Raw genomic sequence first — 16,612 nt, forward strand, 5'->3', positions numbered from 1 at the left:
GTATCACTTCTGCTTCCCCTCTACTTTGTCTTAAAATAATAGTGTCCCGACTGCAGTTCGTAAACCGCTCGTCCCTTTTCGGTACGCAGGAATTTTACCCCGTTCGCTTTTGCGATGGGATTTCCGGATTCGGTCAGTGATGCAGCGTTTTCTGGCATATAGACCGTTGCCGTTGTGTTGGGCGGAATCGTAACCGCCCATTCGAACATTCCGTCGTTCCATTTCCAAACGCTGCCAATGCGCCCGTGGATGGAATCGTAATGCCCTTTCGCCCACGGTACGCTTTTGCCGAATTCGGGTTTCATTCTGATTTTCCGGTAACCCGCGCCGTCGGTGTCGATACCCAGCATACTGCGGAACATCCACTCACTGCAGGAGCCGTAGGCGTAGTGGTTAAAGGAGTTCATCTTTACCGGCCCGAAGCCGTCCTTTTTGGTGTAACTGTTCCAACGTTCCCATATCGTGGTCGCGCCCTGTTCAATGGAATAGCCCCAAGACGGATAGGTTTTGTTTTGGATAAGGCGGTAGGCCAAATCACTCCGTCCGATTTCGGTGAGGGCAGGCAAGAGAATGTTCACGCCCAGAAAGCCGACCGACAAGTGATATTCCTTCGCCTTCACCCGTTCAACCAGATGCGCGGCGGCCTGCTCACGCTGCTCATCGCTGAGCAGGTCGAAACAAATCGCCATACAGTAAGCAGTCTGCGAATGGCCGTCAATCGTTCCATCCGCTTGAACAAAGCTGCTCTGGAACTCAGCTTTAATCGCGGCCAACAACTGGCGGTAGTTCCCGGCATCTTCCGTCTTACCCAATGCATCTGCGATCTCCACCATCAGGCTTGTCGAATACGAAAAATAGGCGGCCGAGATGAGTTCCTTAGGCGATTGTGATCCAATCGCCAGCCAATCTCCGAATCCGACATCGCCCGGCCCCTTGAGTCCTTTGCTTCTACAGTATTCGATAAAGCGCGCCATCTGATCATAGTGTTGCGCGATCATTCGAACGTCGCCGTAGATGTAAAAAATCGTCCAGGGGCAGATCACGCCGGCATCTGCCCAGCCCGGACTGCCGTGACCGTAAAACACCGGCGCTTGACTTCCAAACGTACCGGCTCCGTTCTGGGTATCCATCAGATCAACCATCCATTTGGTAAAGAACGCGGACACGTTCTGGTGATAGGATCCGGAACGGATGAAGACCTGCGTATCCCCCGTCCAACCCATCCGTTCGTCGCGTTGAGGGCAGTCGGTGGGAACATCCAGATAATTAGAGCGCTGCCCCCAGACGATGTTGCGATGGAGTTGGTTCAACATCGGATTGGAGCACTCAAACGAGCTGGTCATCGGTGCATCGGAATGGACGACGATCCCCGTGACCGTCTCCAGGTTCGGCTTCCTGTTGAGTCCGGTCATTTCAACGTAGCGGAACCCATGAAACGTAAAGTGCGGTTCCCAGACCTCTTCGCCGCCGCCTTTACAGATGTAGGTGTCGGTTGCTCGCGCCGAACGAAGGTTTTCGGTATACACGGTTCCGTCGGCATTCAGCATTTCCCCAAAGCGCATCACAATTTTCTCGCCTGCTTCGCCGTTTACTCTCAAACGAATCCAACCCGAAAAATTCTGACCGAGATCGAATACAAATTTCCCGGGCTGCGGTTCGCTTAGTTTAACAGTCGGTAGCTCCTGTGTTTTACGAACGGGCACGCCGGGATAAGCCTGAATCAGCGGTTCCTCTTTTAATGCCGATCCGGCATTGACCGCGGACCAGTTGCTTGCGTCAAAACCGGAACGATCCCAACCGGGCATCTCTTTGCGGGCGTCATAAGTTTCGCCTGCCTGCATGTCGGATTCCAGAATCGGACCAAAGGCAGCCTTCCAACTCAGGTCGGATACCACCAGCTCGGAACGTCCGTCCGCATAATCGATCTGCAATTGCGCTCTTACCCGGATACGTTTTCCATACTGATTCTGCCCTTTTGAGGCGATATTTCCTCGGAACCAGCCGTCCCCGAGAATCGCACCAATTGAATTGTCTCCCGACTCAAGCATCGAGGTGACATCATAGGTGCGGTAGTAGATCCGCTGCCGGTAATCAGTCCAACCGGGCATGAAGTATTCGTCGCCGACCCGTTTTCCGTTGAGATGCATTTCGGCAAATCCCTGCGCCGTAACATACAGCGTGGCGCGTGCGACCGACCCGTTCAGCTTAAAGTCCTTTCTGAGATGGGGAGCCGGCAAAAAGCTTTGGACTCTTCCGTCAGCATATTTCCCCGAAGTCAATATGGTCCGTTTGCCTTCACGAACCTTCACCTGTTTGACTTTCCCATAGGCAATGAAATCCAGCAGCAACACCTTCTTTTCCCCGGGTGCGGGGTCTTCACCAACCAGCGCATTGGACGCTCCTACCTTGTAGTTTCCAGCTGCTATCTGCGCTTGAACTTTTTCGGTTACGTCGACCCGCTTCTCCGGCTTATCCTCTGCACCATAGACCGCCTTGGTAATCGTAATATCAGGCTTTTGTTCCTTCTCGGGTGTGCCTTTATCAAAACCAATCCATTCGGCTTTCCAATCGGCAGGACTGAGCAAGCCCATCGTCCAGTGCGCGGACTCGCTCCAATCAGACGGTGTGCCGTCAACATCCCAGGCCATCACTTTCCAAAAGCACTGCGTCTGGCTTGTGAGTGCTTTCCCACTGTAGGCGAGTTGGCTCGTCTGACTGGATTGGATTTTGCCCGTATCCCAAAGGTCGCCCTGCCCCTGCTTCAGTTTTTCAGCGGAACTCGCAACGAGGATCCGATAAGCGGTCTGTTTTTGGCCGCGCGTGTCGGATTCCAGTTGCCAGCTTAACCGGGGTTGAACCGCATCAATCCCCAGCGGATTTTGCAGATACTCACAACGCAACTCGACCGGAGTAATTTTATCCGCCCCGACCGATTCCGCACTAACGCAAAACGCGCCCAGTAACAAACCAGTTAGTACAGCGGTTATATTCATTTTACGGTCTCTCTGCTTACCGTATTCAGTTGGACGGTTTCGCCGAGCTTCGGTTTTCCTTCCGTAGTGGAGGTGACCCGAACCGCGATCTTATTTCTTCCGGATTTAAGTGCTTTGGTTACATCCAGGGCAAACGGCGGCATCCAAAGGGTGTCGAAGGTTTTTCCGTTAAGCGTCACCTGCGCCATGATTTCGACATTGCCCAGGTCCAGCATCACACGCTGATTCTTGCCGAAGTTTTTCGGCAGGCTGAATTCGGCAACACGTGTTTCGGTGAAACCCTCGTTATCGGTCGATGCGGTTTTCCATCCATCGATATTTACCGACTTCGAATCCGCTTTAACTGCAACGGAGTGCATTTTTCCGTCACTCATCGTAAGCGTGTACGTCCCCGCTTTTCCGGTTTGAGCGACGAGTTCATTTTTCGCGTTGTAAAAGAGGTCGAGATCGCTGACCGGAGCAGATGCGTTGACCACCGACGGAACCGTCGCTTTCTCGCGGAACAGCACGAAGAAAGAATCGGCTGGATCTTTGACATCGATTTCGATTTTCGTTCCGCTCGCCGTCTCTTCGAAACGGGCGATTTTTTGGATTTCGCCGGTTACCGGATTGAAGAGTTCCGGGTGTTTTCCTTTCACGTGGAACATAGCCGAAAACGTGCCCGCCTTCTCAAAGTTGGAGAGGAAGAACAGGTGCTGATCGCCGAGTTTGCGTTCAAGCCAGCGGATCGCACAACTCTCGCCGGAAACAGCGGGTGGCAGGTTCAACTGCTCCGCGCTTACCGGAACCGAGCGGATAATCCGGCCGCCTTTTTTCTCCAGCTCATCAATGCGCTTCTGGATATGCGGGCGAATGTGTTTGAGCGTGTTCGGCATCGTCATCACCTTCCAGCTCGCGGAAATCCGATTCGGATCGTTTTCGTCGTAAGTGACCCATTTGCCGTCGACCACATCCAGTTTACGCAGGATGGCGTCGGAGCCGACGTAATCATACTGGTACCCGTTGGGCACAGGATTCGGGGGGCCGGTCATCTGCGGCGCAAAGTCGCCGATATAAACCAGCACGTCGTTGGCGGGATCGCCCCATTGCAGCATGGTATGACATCGCTGCAGATAGTTGATCCAGCCCTGCCCCTCGTTAAACCATGGCGTATTGCGATGAAACGCCGTGCCGAATCCTGCATTTCTACCCGGCATTCCGCCAGTGCGGGGCTGATGGAGATAGACGTGCAGGACAAAATGATTGATCCCGTCGCAGAACATCCGTTCGCCGCGCGCCTTAAAGCTGTAGGGATTATCCTGAAGGTTGAGTCCGCTGGTAAAGGCCTCCGCATACGTGCGGCGCTTCCCGTAGGTATGCGCAACCGAACTGGTGGCCCGGCATTCAATATTGCCCAGGTTTCCTTTCGACCAGAACTCGCCGCCCACCTGGTCGGCATAACCACCGTAAATCGTAAAGTCGCCGGGATAGCCCCAATGGCCGTACGGTTCGCACCAGAGCACCAGGCCGTGTTCATTCGCAACATCCCGAAGACCACCCAGATAACATTCGGCAATCATGTCGGCAACCGTCCGGCGCAGATCCCAAAGGAACCGGTCGGACTTTTTGGCGCTGTCGACTACGGTTCCGGTAAATGTGGGCAGCATCAGAATCGGATTGTAGCCGTTCCGTTTTTCAAACTCGGCAGCAAATCCATCGGTCCAGTTCTGAGCGCCGACTTCGTAGCTGTCGATGGTGATGCCTTTGAACGCCGCTTTTTCTTCGGACGTCATCTGCTGATAAAGCGAGCCGACATAGGAATTGAAATGATGCCGTGTGTGTGCCCTGCTCATTTTATCAACTTCCAGTCCCTTCGCTTCAGGCGCAGCCGGATGATTCTTTGCTCCTGTAGTGATCATTCCGAAATAGATAATCCGCCACTCTCCTTTGGGCAGCGTGCAATTCAAGACCCCGTCAGCATCAAGCTTGTCGCTGAGGTCGATCATCTCTTTTTGCCCGACCAGCACGGATGTGTCCTCCGGCTCGACGCTATCCTTAAAAATATAGGAGTCCCAGGTGGGGCTCGGTGTAGGATGCATCCGCCCCATCTGTTTATTGAGCACCTGCGCGACTTTCGGCTCGGACGAGAGAGACACCCGGGCAGGCGGCACGGCCTTTACCGGTTTATTCTTCTTTTTTTTCCTGCCTGCTGGTTTTGGTTTCTCATAATCGAGTTCAAACCGCTGCGCGGTAACATCAGGAAAGCTGACCGTTTGCGCCTCTTTCAGCAGGAAATCCGTTTTCGCGAATCCGGCCCTGACATCGATCTGCGCGACAGCTTCGCGTTTCCCGTTGCGGAAGGCAAACAAGGTCCCTTTCACAGCACCGTGAATGGAGAGTGAACGGGCGGTAAAGGGTTCGCTGTGCGAAAAGATATATTGTTTTTCTGAAGGTTCCCCTTCAATCGAGACGCTGTTGAGCTGCGGAACCGCCAGCACCGCAATATCCTGACTGCCCCCGCCAGGGACGCCTTTCGCCCGGACCTTTTGTTTAAATGGGCCGCCATTGGCGTTGACCTCACTCCAGATTACACGGCGCATGGATTGCTCCGTTTTAATCCACGGTCCCCCCGACTGGCTCCAGCCAGGGCAGTTGAAGAAATAAATATCTACGCCGACCCGCTTCGCCTCGCGCAGGGCATGCATTTTGAGCTCACGCCACGCTGGTGAGAGCACTTCGACCGGACTGCCTTGCCCGTTATTGGTTTTCACGCCCACATCGACGTTACCGATCATCGCGCGTGCAATACCGACCTCCGCCATATTTTCCAGGTCTTTGGTAATCCCTTCCGCGGTAATATCGCCTCCAACCCAATACCAATAACACCACGGACGGGTCTCCTCGGAAGGGCTTTTAAAGGTTTCCATAAGCGGATCTGCCTGCGAAACGCTGACGACCATGCTCCAGACCAGAAGCGATACGTATTTCCATTTTCTACTCATCTTACTCTCTCTTGTTCTTTTCCAACTCGGATAGATGCAGGGTTAAACTATTTCTGGGTCACGACCTTCCAGTCGTCGCTCCGGAAAGGTGCCAGCGGGAGCCCGGCACCGTTAAACAGGGTCACATCCGTCGGATTGATCCAGTTGGACCACAGATAACGCACCGCGACGGGTTCTTTTACCTCCGGGCTGCTGATGACCAGCTTCCCTTTTTTCAGTTCCGCCGTTGCGCTTACAAACAGCTCGTCCGATCCGGCAATGCTGAATCCACGTATCGCATCGCCCTTTTGCTTCAATCCTTTCGTGTCTTTCAGCGAAACAATTGCTTTACCTGCCGCGAACTCGACCGACTCAAATGAAGGCCCGGCAAACTGGATATTATCGCCATAGACCGCTCCGCGTGCATAACGCGCGATTCGTTCACCGACCGGGCGCTTGTTGCGCGGATGAATATCCTTCTCGTCGCCCAGTTCCGGAATCGGAATGGTTCCAACGTTCGCATCGCCGGCGGCCACAGTCACCTGCGAGTCGCGCACAACCGCCCAGATGGGATGCTCCGCGCCGCCGCACCCGAAGCCCGGCAGCTGCACCACCAGAAATGGCAGGGACGGATCTTCAAAATCCCTCCGCCAGTTACCAATCAGCGTTTTGAGCACGAAGCGATAGTCATAAGCCCGCCACATGTTGGATTCGCCCTGATACCACAACACGCCGCGAACCGAATACGGCAGGATCGGTGCGATCATTGTTCCATACAGCCCGCCTGCCCGGTGCGCGTGATAAGGCCCCATCGGTTCGACCGGCTTCTCCGGGCTCTTTTTATGCACAAACGCCTTCCAGTCCTCTTTGTACTGAATATAGGCCGCCTTATATTCATCAAAACCGGCATACTTCTCCTGATACGCTGCATCACACCAGGCGGCATACTCGGTGAACGGCTTGCAGCCGGCCGCAAAATCCGAATCCATCCAGGCCTCCGCCGGGGTTCCGCCGCGGGCCGACATAATCAGCCCGACCGGCACATCCTTAAACCGTTCTTTGAGTGCGCGTCCGAAATACCACGTCACCGCGGAAAAGGCAGTTGAGCTTTCCTTCGTACATTTCTGCCATCCTTTAATCGGAAGATCTGCATCCAGCTCATTCACGATTTCCGACATGGCAAACAGATGCAGTCCGTCAATCTCCGCCCCACCGGATTCAAAGAGCTCCGCCGCGCCGTCGGTGTTCCACAACGCCCAACGCATGTTGGACTGCCCACCCGCGAACCAGACTTCGCCAACGAGGACGTCGGCGAATGAAACCTGAGACTTGAAACCTGAAACTTGAAGCTTCCGAGGTTTGGAAGAGGCGGGCATAGGATCAAGTGTTATCTTCCACTTGCCAGTGGCACTCGCCACTCCAGACTTCGTCTGGTCGGCAAATTGAACCGTTACCTTTTCGCCCGACTCAGCTGTACCCCAAACAATGATCGGCTTATCACGCTGCAGTACCATGTTGTCGGTAAAGAGCGAACCAGTAGACAACTCAGCAAAAGTGCCCAGCGCGCATAGATTCAGAATGTAGAGCAAGCGTCCCGCTTGCTTAAACGAGCGGGACGCTCGTTCTACTTTTTCTGCAACAATCTCCCTGATCATCATTCAAACGTTCCCATTTTGCTGAAGAACAGTTCCCAATCGTCGGTCGCATGCCAGAGCCGTTTCTGCTCCAGGCAGTCGTAGGTCCAGTAGAGCATACCGTTCACGTTCGCCTGCAGTGCGAGATCGCGAACAATGACCATATTATCGACGGCCTCCTCGAACGTTTTTTCAACGTGATCAAACGCGCCGAATTCGCCCATGATCAGCGGTTTCTTCATTCGAATGTTCTTCATCTCCCTGTCGAACAGGCCGGTTGATGCCAGATTATTTTCAAAGGCCCGCTCAACGGATTCCTTTGTATTGCCTCGATAAAAGTGGACATCGAGAAAATCCAGCGGACCGTCACCGAGCGCCGTCAGCGTGGGCGGATAGCGCTCATCCTTGAACCGGCCGGGCCACAGACCGGCGTCTGTTTCGTAATCCTTACCGACCGCCCGCGGAACAAAAACCCCCTCGGCCACCAGCATGTCGGGATCGATGGCTTTAACAGCCCGAACCATACACTGATGATAAAAGCGGTAGCCGTCATCCATCAGTGCCTGCCGCTCCTTCGTATCTGAAAGATCGTAGTGCTTTCCGTTGGCCGCCTTAAACTCCCCTTCCGTTTCCGAAAAAGGCCAGGCATCGGCCTTTAGATAGGCTTCGTTCTGGCACTGCAACCCCAGCAGTGTCGGCAACAGGGCCGGTTCTTTTTCTTTCACATACGCCAGGAAGGAGGTGATGAACTCGATGCGCGCCTTGATGCCCTCCTGGGTGAGGATCATGACGTTCTTGTTGTTTCCGGTCTTCCTGAACCGATCATAGTAATAGGCATTCCGCGGCAGCTCGCCGTCGCCGAAGGTGGGGAAGACGCGGATCCCGTGACGCGTCGCCCGCCGCAGGAAATCGAGCACGTTATCCATGTAGGGTTCATAGTTTCCCTGCGTCGTGTCGTAGTTTCCGCCGATGCCGGGGTTGGCCTTGCTGCGGCCGATGATGAACACCCGCACGGTGTTGTAGCCGTGTTTTTCCAGGGTTTGGAACATGGCCTCGGCACGCTCCGGTTCATAGTGCGCTTCGGTGCTGTCGGTGGCGGCATCAAAGGTCGAATGCCCCTGTTCCAGACGAACATAATTAAAGCCCTTCACAAAGAAGGGCTTCCCGGAATCCTTCAGAACAAATTCCGCCCCATTGATCCCCGGATTAACCGCAATCCGTTCGAGCGGTTTCATCTCAGCTCTCGCAATCAGCGCACTCATCGTCAAAACTCCTATCAATACGTTCATCACGCGGCCTTTGGTTGTCTGGCTGTCGCACAGACTCGCTTCGCGTCGCAAAGAGCCACGTCCTACACTTATCGAAACCATTAAATTACTACCCCATAGTTAAAATATCGCGATTGTCCGGATTTTCTGGAGGGACAGTGTCCCCGCTGTCCGGACGCCGTCCCCGGCGTCCCTATATGTAAAGTTCCCACGTTTAGCCGCCTCATCATTCGTCTTTCTGCGGCGGTTCATATTTATAGGGCGGCTCGCTGTACTCGTACTGCTCCATCGCGTTGGCCAGCAGTTGCTGCATTTTTTTCAGCTGCGCGGCGGCTTCAGGCGAGTGGATTAGATTTTTCAGTTCGTTCGGGTCCTTGCCGAGGCGGTAGAGCTCGTCAACGTTGCCCTCGGCGGCACTCTCATACGGAAGATGAATATATTTCCATTCCGGTGTGCGGATCGAAAGCGTCGTCGGAATGGCCGGCGCATATTTTTCCTGGAAATAGACATAGAAGAACGGATCGGTACGGCCTTCCGCCTTGCCTTCCATCACGGGAACAAACGATTCGCCCTGCATCGTTTTCGGAGTCTGTGCTCCAGCCAGTTCGAGGATGGTCGGACCGATATCAATATTGGCGACCATGCCATCGATCGACTTTCCGGCTTTCAGCTTCGCGGGATAGCGCATGGCGAACGGAACACGAATGGATTCTTCATAAGCCAGGCGCTTATCGCCGCGGCGATGCTCGCCATAAAACCAGCCGTTATCCGCCATGAAAATGATGACCGTATTATCCAGCCGCCCTTGCTTTTCGAGCAGATCCATCACCCGGCCGACGCCTTCATCCACGGCCAGCATACAGCGGAGCATATCCAACCACTGTGCGGGTGGAGCCCATTTTTGGGGCGACAGTTTTGCCGGCACCTCTAACCCTTCGCTGGCGACCCATTTTTTATAATGCGGGCCGAAGATTTTTTCGCGGCGCATCCACGTCGGCTTTTCTGAAAAATCAAGCGACCAGCTTTCCGGCTCTTTGATTTTCGCATCCGGAAACGCATCTTTGTGCCGCTCGGCCGGTGTAAACTTGGCGTGACACGCCTTGTGCCAAAGCAGCACACAGAATGGATCATTTTTGTTTTCGGAAATAAAATCGACCGCCTTATCCGTAAGGATATCGGTAATATATCCTTCCTGCTTCACGAAGTCGCCGTTGATATTCAGTTCCGGATTATTGTAAACGCCCTGCCCCTTGAAACTAAGCCAGTAATCAAACCCCGGACGCGGGCGGGCGTGGTGCGCCATATGCCACTTGCCGATCAATGCAGTTTTATAACCGATCTTCTGCAGGGTCTGCGGGAACTGTTCGAGATGCGGCTCGGGGTCTTGAATCTCGTTATAACGCACGCCGTGAATGTGCGAATAGGTTCCGGTGAGAATCGACGCCCGGCTCGGCGAACAGAGCGACGTCGTCACAAACATATTATTGAATACCGCGCCTTCATCAGCCAACCGCTGAAGATTCGGCGTCTCCAGGAAATCAAAGCGATTATGGAAAATGGCGTCCGGCGCCATATCATCAACCATCACAAACAAAAAGTTCGGCTTCTCTTTCGCCGCCGAAACCGCGCCTGCAAACACCAGCAACAAAACTACTGCTTTACTCAACCTATTCATACTTCACCTTTTCAACTGTATTTTTTGATCACGAATTTCACGAATCGCACGAATCCAGATCTATTCGCGTGATTAGCGTGCTTGGTGATCAATAACTCTGCGGAATCTTGTTCTTTCTGATCTCCGCGGTTCGTTGCTTCATAAATTTCTGCGCCTGGGTCGCAACCGGCCTGATCGCGATCCGCTCATCTTCAAGCTGATCCAGCGCCTTGCGCATCCGTTCGAGCTGCGGTTTATATTCCGGATCGTAGGCAAAATTACGCCCTTCATTCGGATCGCGCTCCAGATCGAACAACTGCTCGACCCCGGTTGCGTGCGTCTTCGCGCAGGGGGGCACACCCGTTATTTCATCGTTCTCGATATATTCGCGTACATACTTGATCGTACCGTCGCTCACCATGTGCATATAGTTGCTGTTTTCCGCATACACAAACTCGCGCCAGTCGGCTTCCCGGCCTTCCACCAGCGGACGAACGCTCAGTCCGTGCGGAAGTGCCGCGCTGTCCGCCTGCGCGTAGTCGCACAGCGTCCGCCCAAGATCAACGCCGGACACCAGATGCTGATCATCCCGAATACCTTTGCGGACCTTCAGCTTTCCTAGCGCTGAAACAATAAACGGCACGCGGCATACCTCGTCATAAAACGTCGACTTGGCCACCGTCCGGTGACGACTGATTCCCTCCCCGTGGTCAGACGAAAAGATGATCAATGTGTTGTCCTTAAAGTCCGACTGCTCCAGCGCGTCGAGCAACACATCCACCTGACGATCCACCATCTCGGTGAAACGGTGATAGTTATAGCGGTGCATCCGCCACAGATCATCGCCCCAATCATTGAACGAAGCCTTCTTTTTCTTCGCTGATCCGCGCTTGCAGGCCACCAGGATTCCCGGCTCGCGGGGATCATATTCATGCGCCTCCGGCAGCGGTGGAATTTCGCCCTCCTCCAGCACGCCGTCCGCAACATACGGCGGAATCTTGATGCCATCGACCTTGGTCGAGCGCTCGGCATCGTAGCTGGGTGTAATGCATATATCGTGCGGATTCAGGTAGCCCAGACTCAGGAAAAACGGTTTGGAGCCATCATAGTGGTCCAGAAAAGAAACAGCACTGCGGGTCACTTCCGTATCGGTCATCTCCCCCCACCAGCTGCCCTCGTGCAACACATGAAAAAGGTCGCGCACTTTTTTACCGGGCACATGCCACTTGCCGCTGAAATAGGTGTTGTAGCCCGCCTGCTGCAGCAGCCGTCCGGAACCGTCAACCCAGTAATACGAAGGAATAATGCCCGGCCCTTTATGCGTGTAGCCGTGCAGCATTACCTTGCGACCGCCGAAATCCGCCTCAAAATCTTCGAGAAATGCAATCGAGTGCCCGGATGAAAAACGCTCGAGATCTTCAAAGTAAGAAAAGGAAATGCGCCGGTCACGCGGCATGGTTTGCACAGCGGCCAGCAGACTCCAGTTGCAGGCAACCGGCCCGGCCTCCGCCTGCCGGTATAGATACGAACTCCCGGATGCACCCTTCTTATAAATCCGGCCCTGGTTCAGCGACCCTTTCTGAAAGTAGGTCCGGTACGGCGCAGCCGGCGCGCTCTGCACATTGCGCGTTTCCGCTTCAATCTTCCAGTGCGACGAATCCTTCAACGAAAAAAGTTCATCCCGGTTGCAGTCAAATGCCGTCGTCAAAAACTCACGCTCCCTCGGAAAATTCTGCCCCATCTGCCGCACGCTGTTCACCGTCAACCGAACCGAATTGCCGGCAAACGTTGCGCCCAGCCGCAGCGATCCGTAAATATATTTGTTCGGCTCCGTAAAATCCTGCGGTCCGGAATACACCAGGTCATACGAATTTTCCCAGTCCGACGACGGATCAAACGCCCCCGTCGGCAGCGTACTCTCCGCCGCCGAAAAGCCCTTCGGAAAAATCGTCTTCCGAAGCATCACATTATCGTCAAACGACCAGTGGTAATTCTCGCTCATGCGGAAGCCTTAATCTTTTGCAAATTTTCCCGCCACCCGCTTTCAGGCGGCGTGAGGTTATCCAGCGAGGCTTCGTGCTGTTGCTGGAGTTTTCGATGCGCCTTCAGCACCTCCTGATGGGCCGCGGATGAGGCGAGGTTTTGGGTTTCCCACGGATCGGACTTCATATCAAAAAGCATTTCCACCGGGTCGCCCTCATAGGTGATGTATTTATACTGCTTCGTACGGATCATCCGACCGTCTACGCTCACCTGTGCCGCGGCATATTCAGGACGCTCCGACGGCCGGCCCTGGAGCACCTTTTTCAGGGAAGAGCCCGAAAGACGACAGGATGGCTCAAGCCCCGCAAAATCCATCACAGTCGGAAAGAGATCCACGCCGGATGCAAAACAGTCCGTATTAAAAACATCCTTTTTTATTCCGGGACCGGAAAAGATGAGCGGAACCCGCACGACTTCATCATAGAGCGTGTTTTTCAACGCGAGTTTATGCCGGCCGAACCCGTCACCATGATCCGCCGAAAAAACAACCACCGTATTGTCGGCATGCGGGGAATTACGCAGTGCCCGCAACATTACCCCTACGGCCTCATCCACCATTTCCACATAGCGGTAATAGGCATAGATATAGTAGCGCCACTGCAGCTCGCTCCACTCGTCCATTTTCTGGATTTTCTTCCGGTTGAATATCACCACGTTCTGCGGCTCTTTTTCATCAAAATGAAAGTTCGGAGGAAGCGGCGGAAGTTCTTCCTCCGGCACATTTTCAGGAAGCAGATCCGACGCCGGCTCATTAAGCCTTCGCCAGTAGCAGATGTCATGCGGATTCAACAGGCCCGCCACACAGAAAAACGGCTTGTCGCCCTTATGGTTCGAGATAAAACCGGCGACGGACCGTGCAGTGATCGCATCCTGGTGTTCGCCCATCAGCTGGTCGTCGTGGGTCAAGTCAAACATCTGATGCACGTCCCGTCCGGGTACATGCCATTTACCGAAGTGCGCCGTATAATAGCCGCCCTTTTGAAGCTCCTGACTCAGCAACGGCAACCCTTCCACCATGGGCATGCCGTTGAGTACCACCCGGTTTTCGCTCGTGTACCGCCCCGAAAACCAGGCGGCCCGGCCCGGACAGCAAACGGGATCCGCGCTGTAGGACTGCTCAATCGCAAAGCCATTCTCCTTAATGGAATCCATCCAGGGCGTCGAGACCTCCATTGATCCATAGCAGGAAAGCGCCTGGGCGGACAGCTGGTCCACATTGATGAAGAGTACATTGGGTTTCGTGTTTTGTTTTCCCGGCGAGGCCGCTATGGAACGACCTGCCGAAAGAGCCGCCGCTCCGGCAGCATAGAGCCCGATAAAATTTCGACGATTTAAAGCACTGGGAGCCTGTTTCATTATTTCACCACCTTGATAATCCGGTCTTTCACCAGCAAAGCTTTCTTCCCATTAAGATCTTTGTAATAGATCCCTCTTTCATCCTCGCCCAGCACCGTAATTGTCTTGGTCCTTTCGCCGAACTTCTGATGCTTGAACGTGATCGTCCATTGTTGTTCGGAAGTTTTCGGCACAATCTTTTCCGGTTTAGCAGCGGACTTCTGCATGGGCTTCATTGGTTTTTTCCCGACGGCCAGCCCCTCCCCGGTCAGCACATAAAAAACCGTGGTCGCCGCAATAAACAGGACCGGGCCACCCTTCTCTTTCCAGAACCAGGTGGGATGTATGCCGCGCCCTGTAAGCACCCACCCTTCCAGCTCGATGGGTTTCCCGCCGACAACAGCCGTCGTTGTTCCAGAGCTGCTCAGCAGGCAGGGCTCTTTAATCATTTCCCCGCCTTCCAGAAGCGTCAGGGTGCGGGACTCATCCGCCGAAAGCGTCGGGATCAGCTCCAGCAGACTCCAGAACGAATAGAGCGCGTGGGAAATGGTATATTTCTGCGCACGGTCGTAGTTCAGGGAAACGGTTTTACCGGAAACCTTCCCCCAAAATGCATTGCGGGTTTGAGGGTCCGGCTGCCCGTTTAAATAGACCCCACACATGCACTCCCAATTCCGGAGCACGCCGGGATGATCCGGATCCAATTTTTGACGGGACACAAATTTCTGGCTGTTTTTCATTTTCCGGTTGCTCAGCAGCGTCGTCAGCTCAACGCTCAATTCACCTTTACCTTTCTTCGAAATGGATGCCGTTCCGCCGTCATAGCTGTTAATACTCTGCAGGCTTTTGGCACTGATGGGCACAATGGAATAGTTCAATTGCCAAAGATCACCGGAACCGGCCGACGAAATATGTGGCCTGTATGCCGCGATCAACTCACCGATCGGTATGAGCGATTTATGCACAAATAAACTCCTTCATTTCACAGCTGGTTCTTCTACCCCTGCTATCCTGATTCACAGAAACTGAACTCACCCACTAACAATACACTTTGTAATATATTATTCCACATATAAATTCCAATACTGTTATCAGAGAGACGCGCCACAGGCAGGTTTTCAGACAGAAAACCGAAAGCATCACTCCTAAAAATAGAGCTCCATTTGCTGTTTGGTGACGTTGAGGAAGGAGTTAGTGAGGGTTTCAGGCCCGGTCTGGCCTGGATAGTCCATCCAGCTCTGGAGCACGAGACGATCCGCGTTACCGCCAACAGCCGGATAGCCCTGCATGCAGGTCAGGATTCTCAAGAGTCGAAACTGCTCAGAAAACGGATTCCCTCTGCCAGTTCCTCCGTCGTCAGGTGTTCCTTAACGCTCCAAAGGTTGATTCCGATGTCCTTTTTTCTTCATTATTTCTCCAGATGTAAAGTCACAGAAATCACTTCACCAACGCCGGATCCGGCTTTCGCATCGGCAGGCACGCCCAGTGAGAGCGGCGTGGTTCCCGCCGGAAGATCAACGGAGCCGAAGAGGATCCTGTCCGCCGAGCGGCTTATTACTTCCACCGATATTCCATCAACCAGCAAATCGATAGGTGCGCATTGGTCGAATCCCTTCCCTTTTGCAACGATTGAAACGGTGAGCGGTTTCTGCACTTCAACGGCATAATCCACCCGGTCGCCCGGAGAACGGAACCCTTTCACGCCGCCGAGCCAGGCATGCATATTCATATCGCCCTCCAGATGCAGCGGCTGAAGAACCGGGATTTTCCACGCCTTGTCAGGACGGTCGGCATTGTTGATTCGAAGCTGTCGCATCTGGAACGTGCGATTTCGTGCGGCAATGTCTTCCCACTGCGCACGGCAGTGCTGGGCCATCGCCTTCGTGCGCTCGGGATATTTTGAGCTCAGGTCGTTTTGCTCGGCCGGGTCTTTTTCCATGTCGTACAGACGGAACTCGCCGCCCGGCAGATGGTGGAACTTATATTTTCCGTTGCGTAAAATGGTATGCAGCTTTCGATAGCTGACTCCGTCCGCCACGACCGGATTCCCTTGCCCCGCCCCGCCGGGGGTGCCGGGACCACCGGAAGCCAGACGAAAAATGTCGCGATCATCCGAAAACCTGCGGTCTTTCAATGAGCCGCTGAAGCTCGTCCCGGAAAACGGGAGATGCTCCGGATGCTTATCTTCCGGAATTAGGCAGAGCTCTAGCAACGTAGGCAGCACATCCTCCACGCCGATCACATGCCTGCGGATTCCGGGTTTAATTTTTCCCGGCCAGCGAACCAATAGAGCATTTAACGGTTGAAATGCCGCAATTAATTGCTATGCTCATGTTCATGGGCATAGCAACTTCCGAAGTGCGTAAGAAAGCAATTGAAGCCTATGAGTCGGGCAAGGGAACCCAGTCCGATATCGCCCGGATGTTCGATGTGGATATCAGAACTTTCCAGCGATGGCTTTCATGCTACAGGCAGAACGGACGAACGTCCCCGCTGCCTAGAGGACACCGCCATGCTGTTTTTGAGGGCGGTGACCTGGAGTATCTCGACCGGCTCATCTCCGAACATCCCGACGCCACTCTGGAAGAACTTCGGGATATGAGCGGAACCACGGCCTCCATCATGTCGGTTAAACGGGCTTCGGATCGGCTCGGATACCGATTTAAAAAAAACGCTTCACGCCAGCGAGCAAGAACGTGAAGATGTAAAGCTCAAGAGAGAACAG

General features: G+C 54.0%; 11 protein-coding genes. 1 reads left to right on the forward strand and 10 read right to left on the reverse strand.

Annotation, left to right across the window (positions count from 1 at the left end; genetic code table 11):
* Positions 1–20: 20 nt before the first annotated feature.
* The 10 genes from E9954_RS10310 to E9954_RS10350 form a co-directional block, all read right to left on the reverse strand.
* Positions 21–2,993, reverse strand: a complete 2,973-nt coding sequence (locus E9954_RS10310) for a family 78 glycoside hydrolase catalytic domain (RefSeq protein ID WP_136079095.1) — start codon at positions 2,991–2,993, stop codon at positions 21–23.
* The gene (locus E9954_RS10315; protein WP_136079096.1) at positions 2,990–5,974 is read right to left on the reverse strand and encodes a glycosyl hydrolase; all 2,985 of its coding nucleotides are present in this window, start codon (positions 5,972–5,974) and stop codon (positions 2,990–2,992) included. The genes E9954_RS10310 and E9954_RS10315 overlap by 4 nt, the downstream gene beginning before the upstream one ends.
* Before the next feature lie 47 nt (positions 5,975–6,021).
* Positions 6,022–7,611 (reverse strand): sialate O-acetylesterase, encoded by a 1,590-nt coding sequence (locus E9954_RS10320; RefSeq protein ID WP_136079097.1) that lies wholly within the window; start codon positions 7,609–7,611, stop codon positions 6,022–6,024.
* Positions 7,608–8,849 carry a hypothetical protein gene (locus E9954_RS10325; RefSeq protein WP_136079098.1) on the reverse strand — a complete coding sequence of 414 codons (1,242 nt, stop codon included), beginning with the start codon at positions 8,847–8,849 and terminating at the stop codon, positions 7,608–7,610. Before E9954_RS10325 ends, E9954_RS10320 begins: the two co-directional genes overlap by 4 nt.
* Before the next feature lie 232 nt (positions 8,850–9,081).
* Positions 9,082–10,530 (reverse strand): sulfatase family protein, encoded by a 1,449-nt coding sequence (locus E9954_RS10330; protein ID WP_136079099.1) that lies wholly within the window; start codon positions 10,528–10,530, stop codon positions 9,082–9,084.
* Positions 10,531–10,618: 88 nt separating this feature from the next.
* The gene (locus E9954_RS10335; protein WP_136079100.1) at positions 10,619–12,511 is read right to left on the reverse strand and encodes a sulfatase family protein; all 1,893 of its coding nucleotides are present in this window, start codon (positions 12,509–12,511) and stop codon (positions 10,619–10,621) included.
* Positions 12,508–13,908: a sulfatase family protein gene (locus E9954_RS10340; protein WP_136079101.1), complete on the reverse strand. Its 1,401-nt coding sequence runs from the start codon at positions 13,906–13,908 to the stop codon at positions 12,508–12,510. Before E9954_RS10340 ends, E9954_RS10335 begins: the two co-directional genes overlap by 4 nt.
* Positions 13,908–14,852: a hypothetical protein gene (locus E9954_RS10345; protein ID WP_136079102.1), complete on the reverse strand. Its 945-nt coding sequence runs from the start codon at positions 14,850–14,852 to the stop codon at positions 13,908–13,910. Before E9954_RS10345 ends, E9954_RS10340 begins: the two co-directional genes overlap by 1 nt.
* Positions 14,853–15,032: 180 nt before the next feature.
* Positions 15,033–15,194, reverse strand: a complete 162-nt coding sequence (locus tag E9954_RS32425; RefSeq protein WP_168442141.1) for a hypothetical protein — start codon at positions 15,192–15,194, stop codon at positions 15,033–15,035.
* A gap of 101 nt (positions 15,195–15,295) precedes the next feature.
* Positions 15,296–16,129, reverse strand: a complete 834-nt coding sequence (locus E9954_RS10350; RefSeq protein WP_136079103.1) for an alkaline phosphatase family protein — start codon at positions 16,127–16,129, stop codon at positions 15,296–15,298.
* Between the two features lie 116 nt (positions 16,130–16,245).
* On the opposite strand from E9954_RS10350, the gene E9954_RS10355 reads away from it, so the two are divergent.
* Positions 16,246–16,587: a helix-turn-helix domain-containing protein gene (locus tag E9954_RS10355; protein ID WP_168442142.1), complete on the forward strand. Its 342-nt coding sequence runs from the start codon at positions 16,246–16,248 to the stop codon at positions 16,585–16,587.
* Positions 16,588–16,612: the final 25 nt, after the last annotated feature.

Source organism: Pontiella desulfatans, from assembly GCF_900890425.1.
In the GTDB taxonomy this organism is placed as follows: domain Bacteria; phylum Verrucomicrobiota; class Kiritimatiellia; order Kiritimatiellales; family Pontiellaceae; genus Pontiella; species Pontiella desulfatans.

Excerpts from the sequence above, each read along its gene's own strand:
- E9954_RS10310 (WP_136079095.1), bottom strand. The coding sequence starts at position 2,993 with ATGAATATAACCGCTGTACTAACTGGTTTGTTACTGGGCGCGTTTTGC.
- E9954_RS10330 (WP_136079099.1), bottom strand. The coding sequence starts at position 10,530 with ATGAATAGGTTGAGTAAAGCAGTAGTTTTGTTGCTGGTGTTTGCAGGC.
- E9954_RS10335 (WP_136079100.1), bottom strand. The coding sequence starts at position 12,511 with ATGAGCGAGAATTACCACTGGTCGTTTGACGATAATGTGATGCTTCGG.
- E9954_RS10320 (WP_136079097.1), bottom strand. The coding sequence starts at position 7,611 with ATGATGATCAGGGAGATTGTTGCAGAAAAAGTAGAACGAGCGTCCCGC.
- E9954_RS10325 (WP_136079098.1), bottom strand. The coding sequence starts at position 8,849 with ATGAGTGCGCTGATTGCGAGAGCTGAGATGAAACCGCTCGAACGGATT.
- E9954_RS10315 (WP_136079096.1), bottom strand. The coding sequence starts at position 5,974 with ATGAGTAGAAAATGGAAATACGTATCGCTTCTGGTCTGGAGCATGGTC.
- E9954_RS10340 (WP_136079101.1), bottom strand. The coding sequence starts at position 13,908 with ATGAAACAGGCTCCCAGTGCTTTAAATCGTCGAAATTTTATCGGGCTC.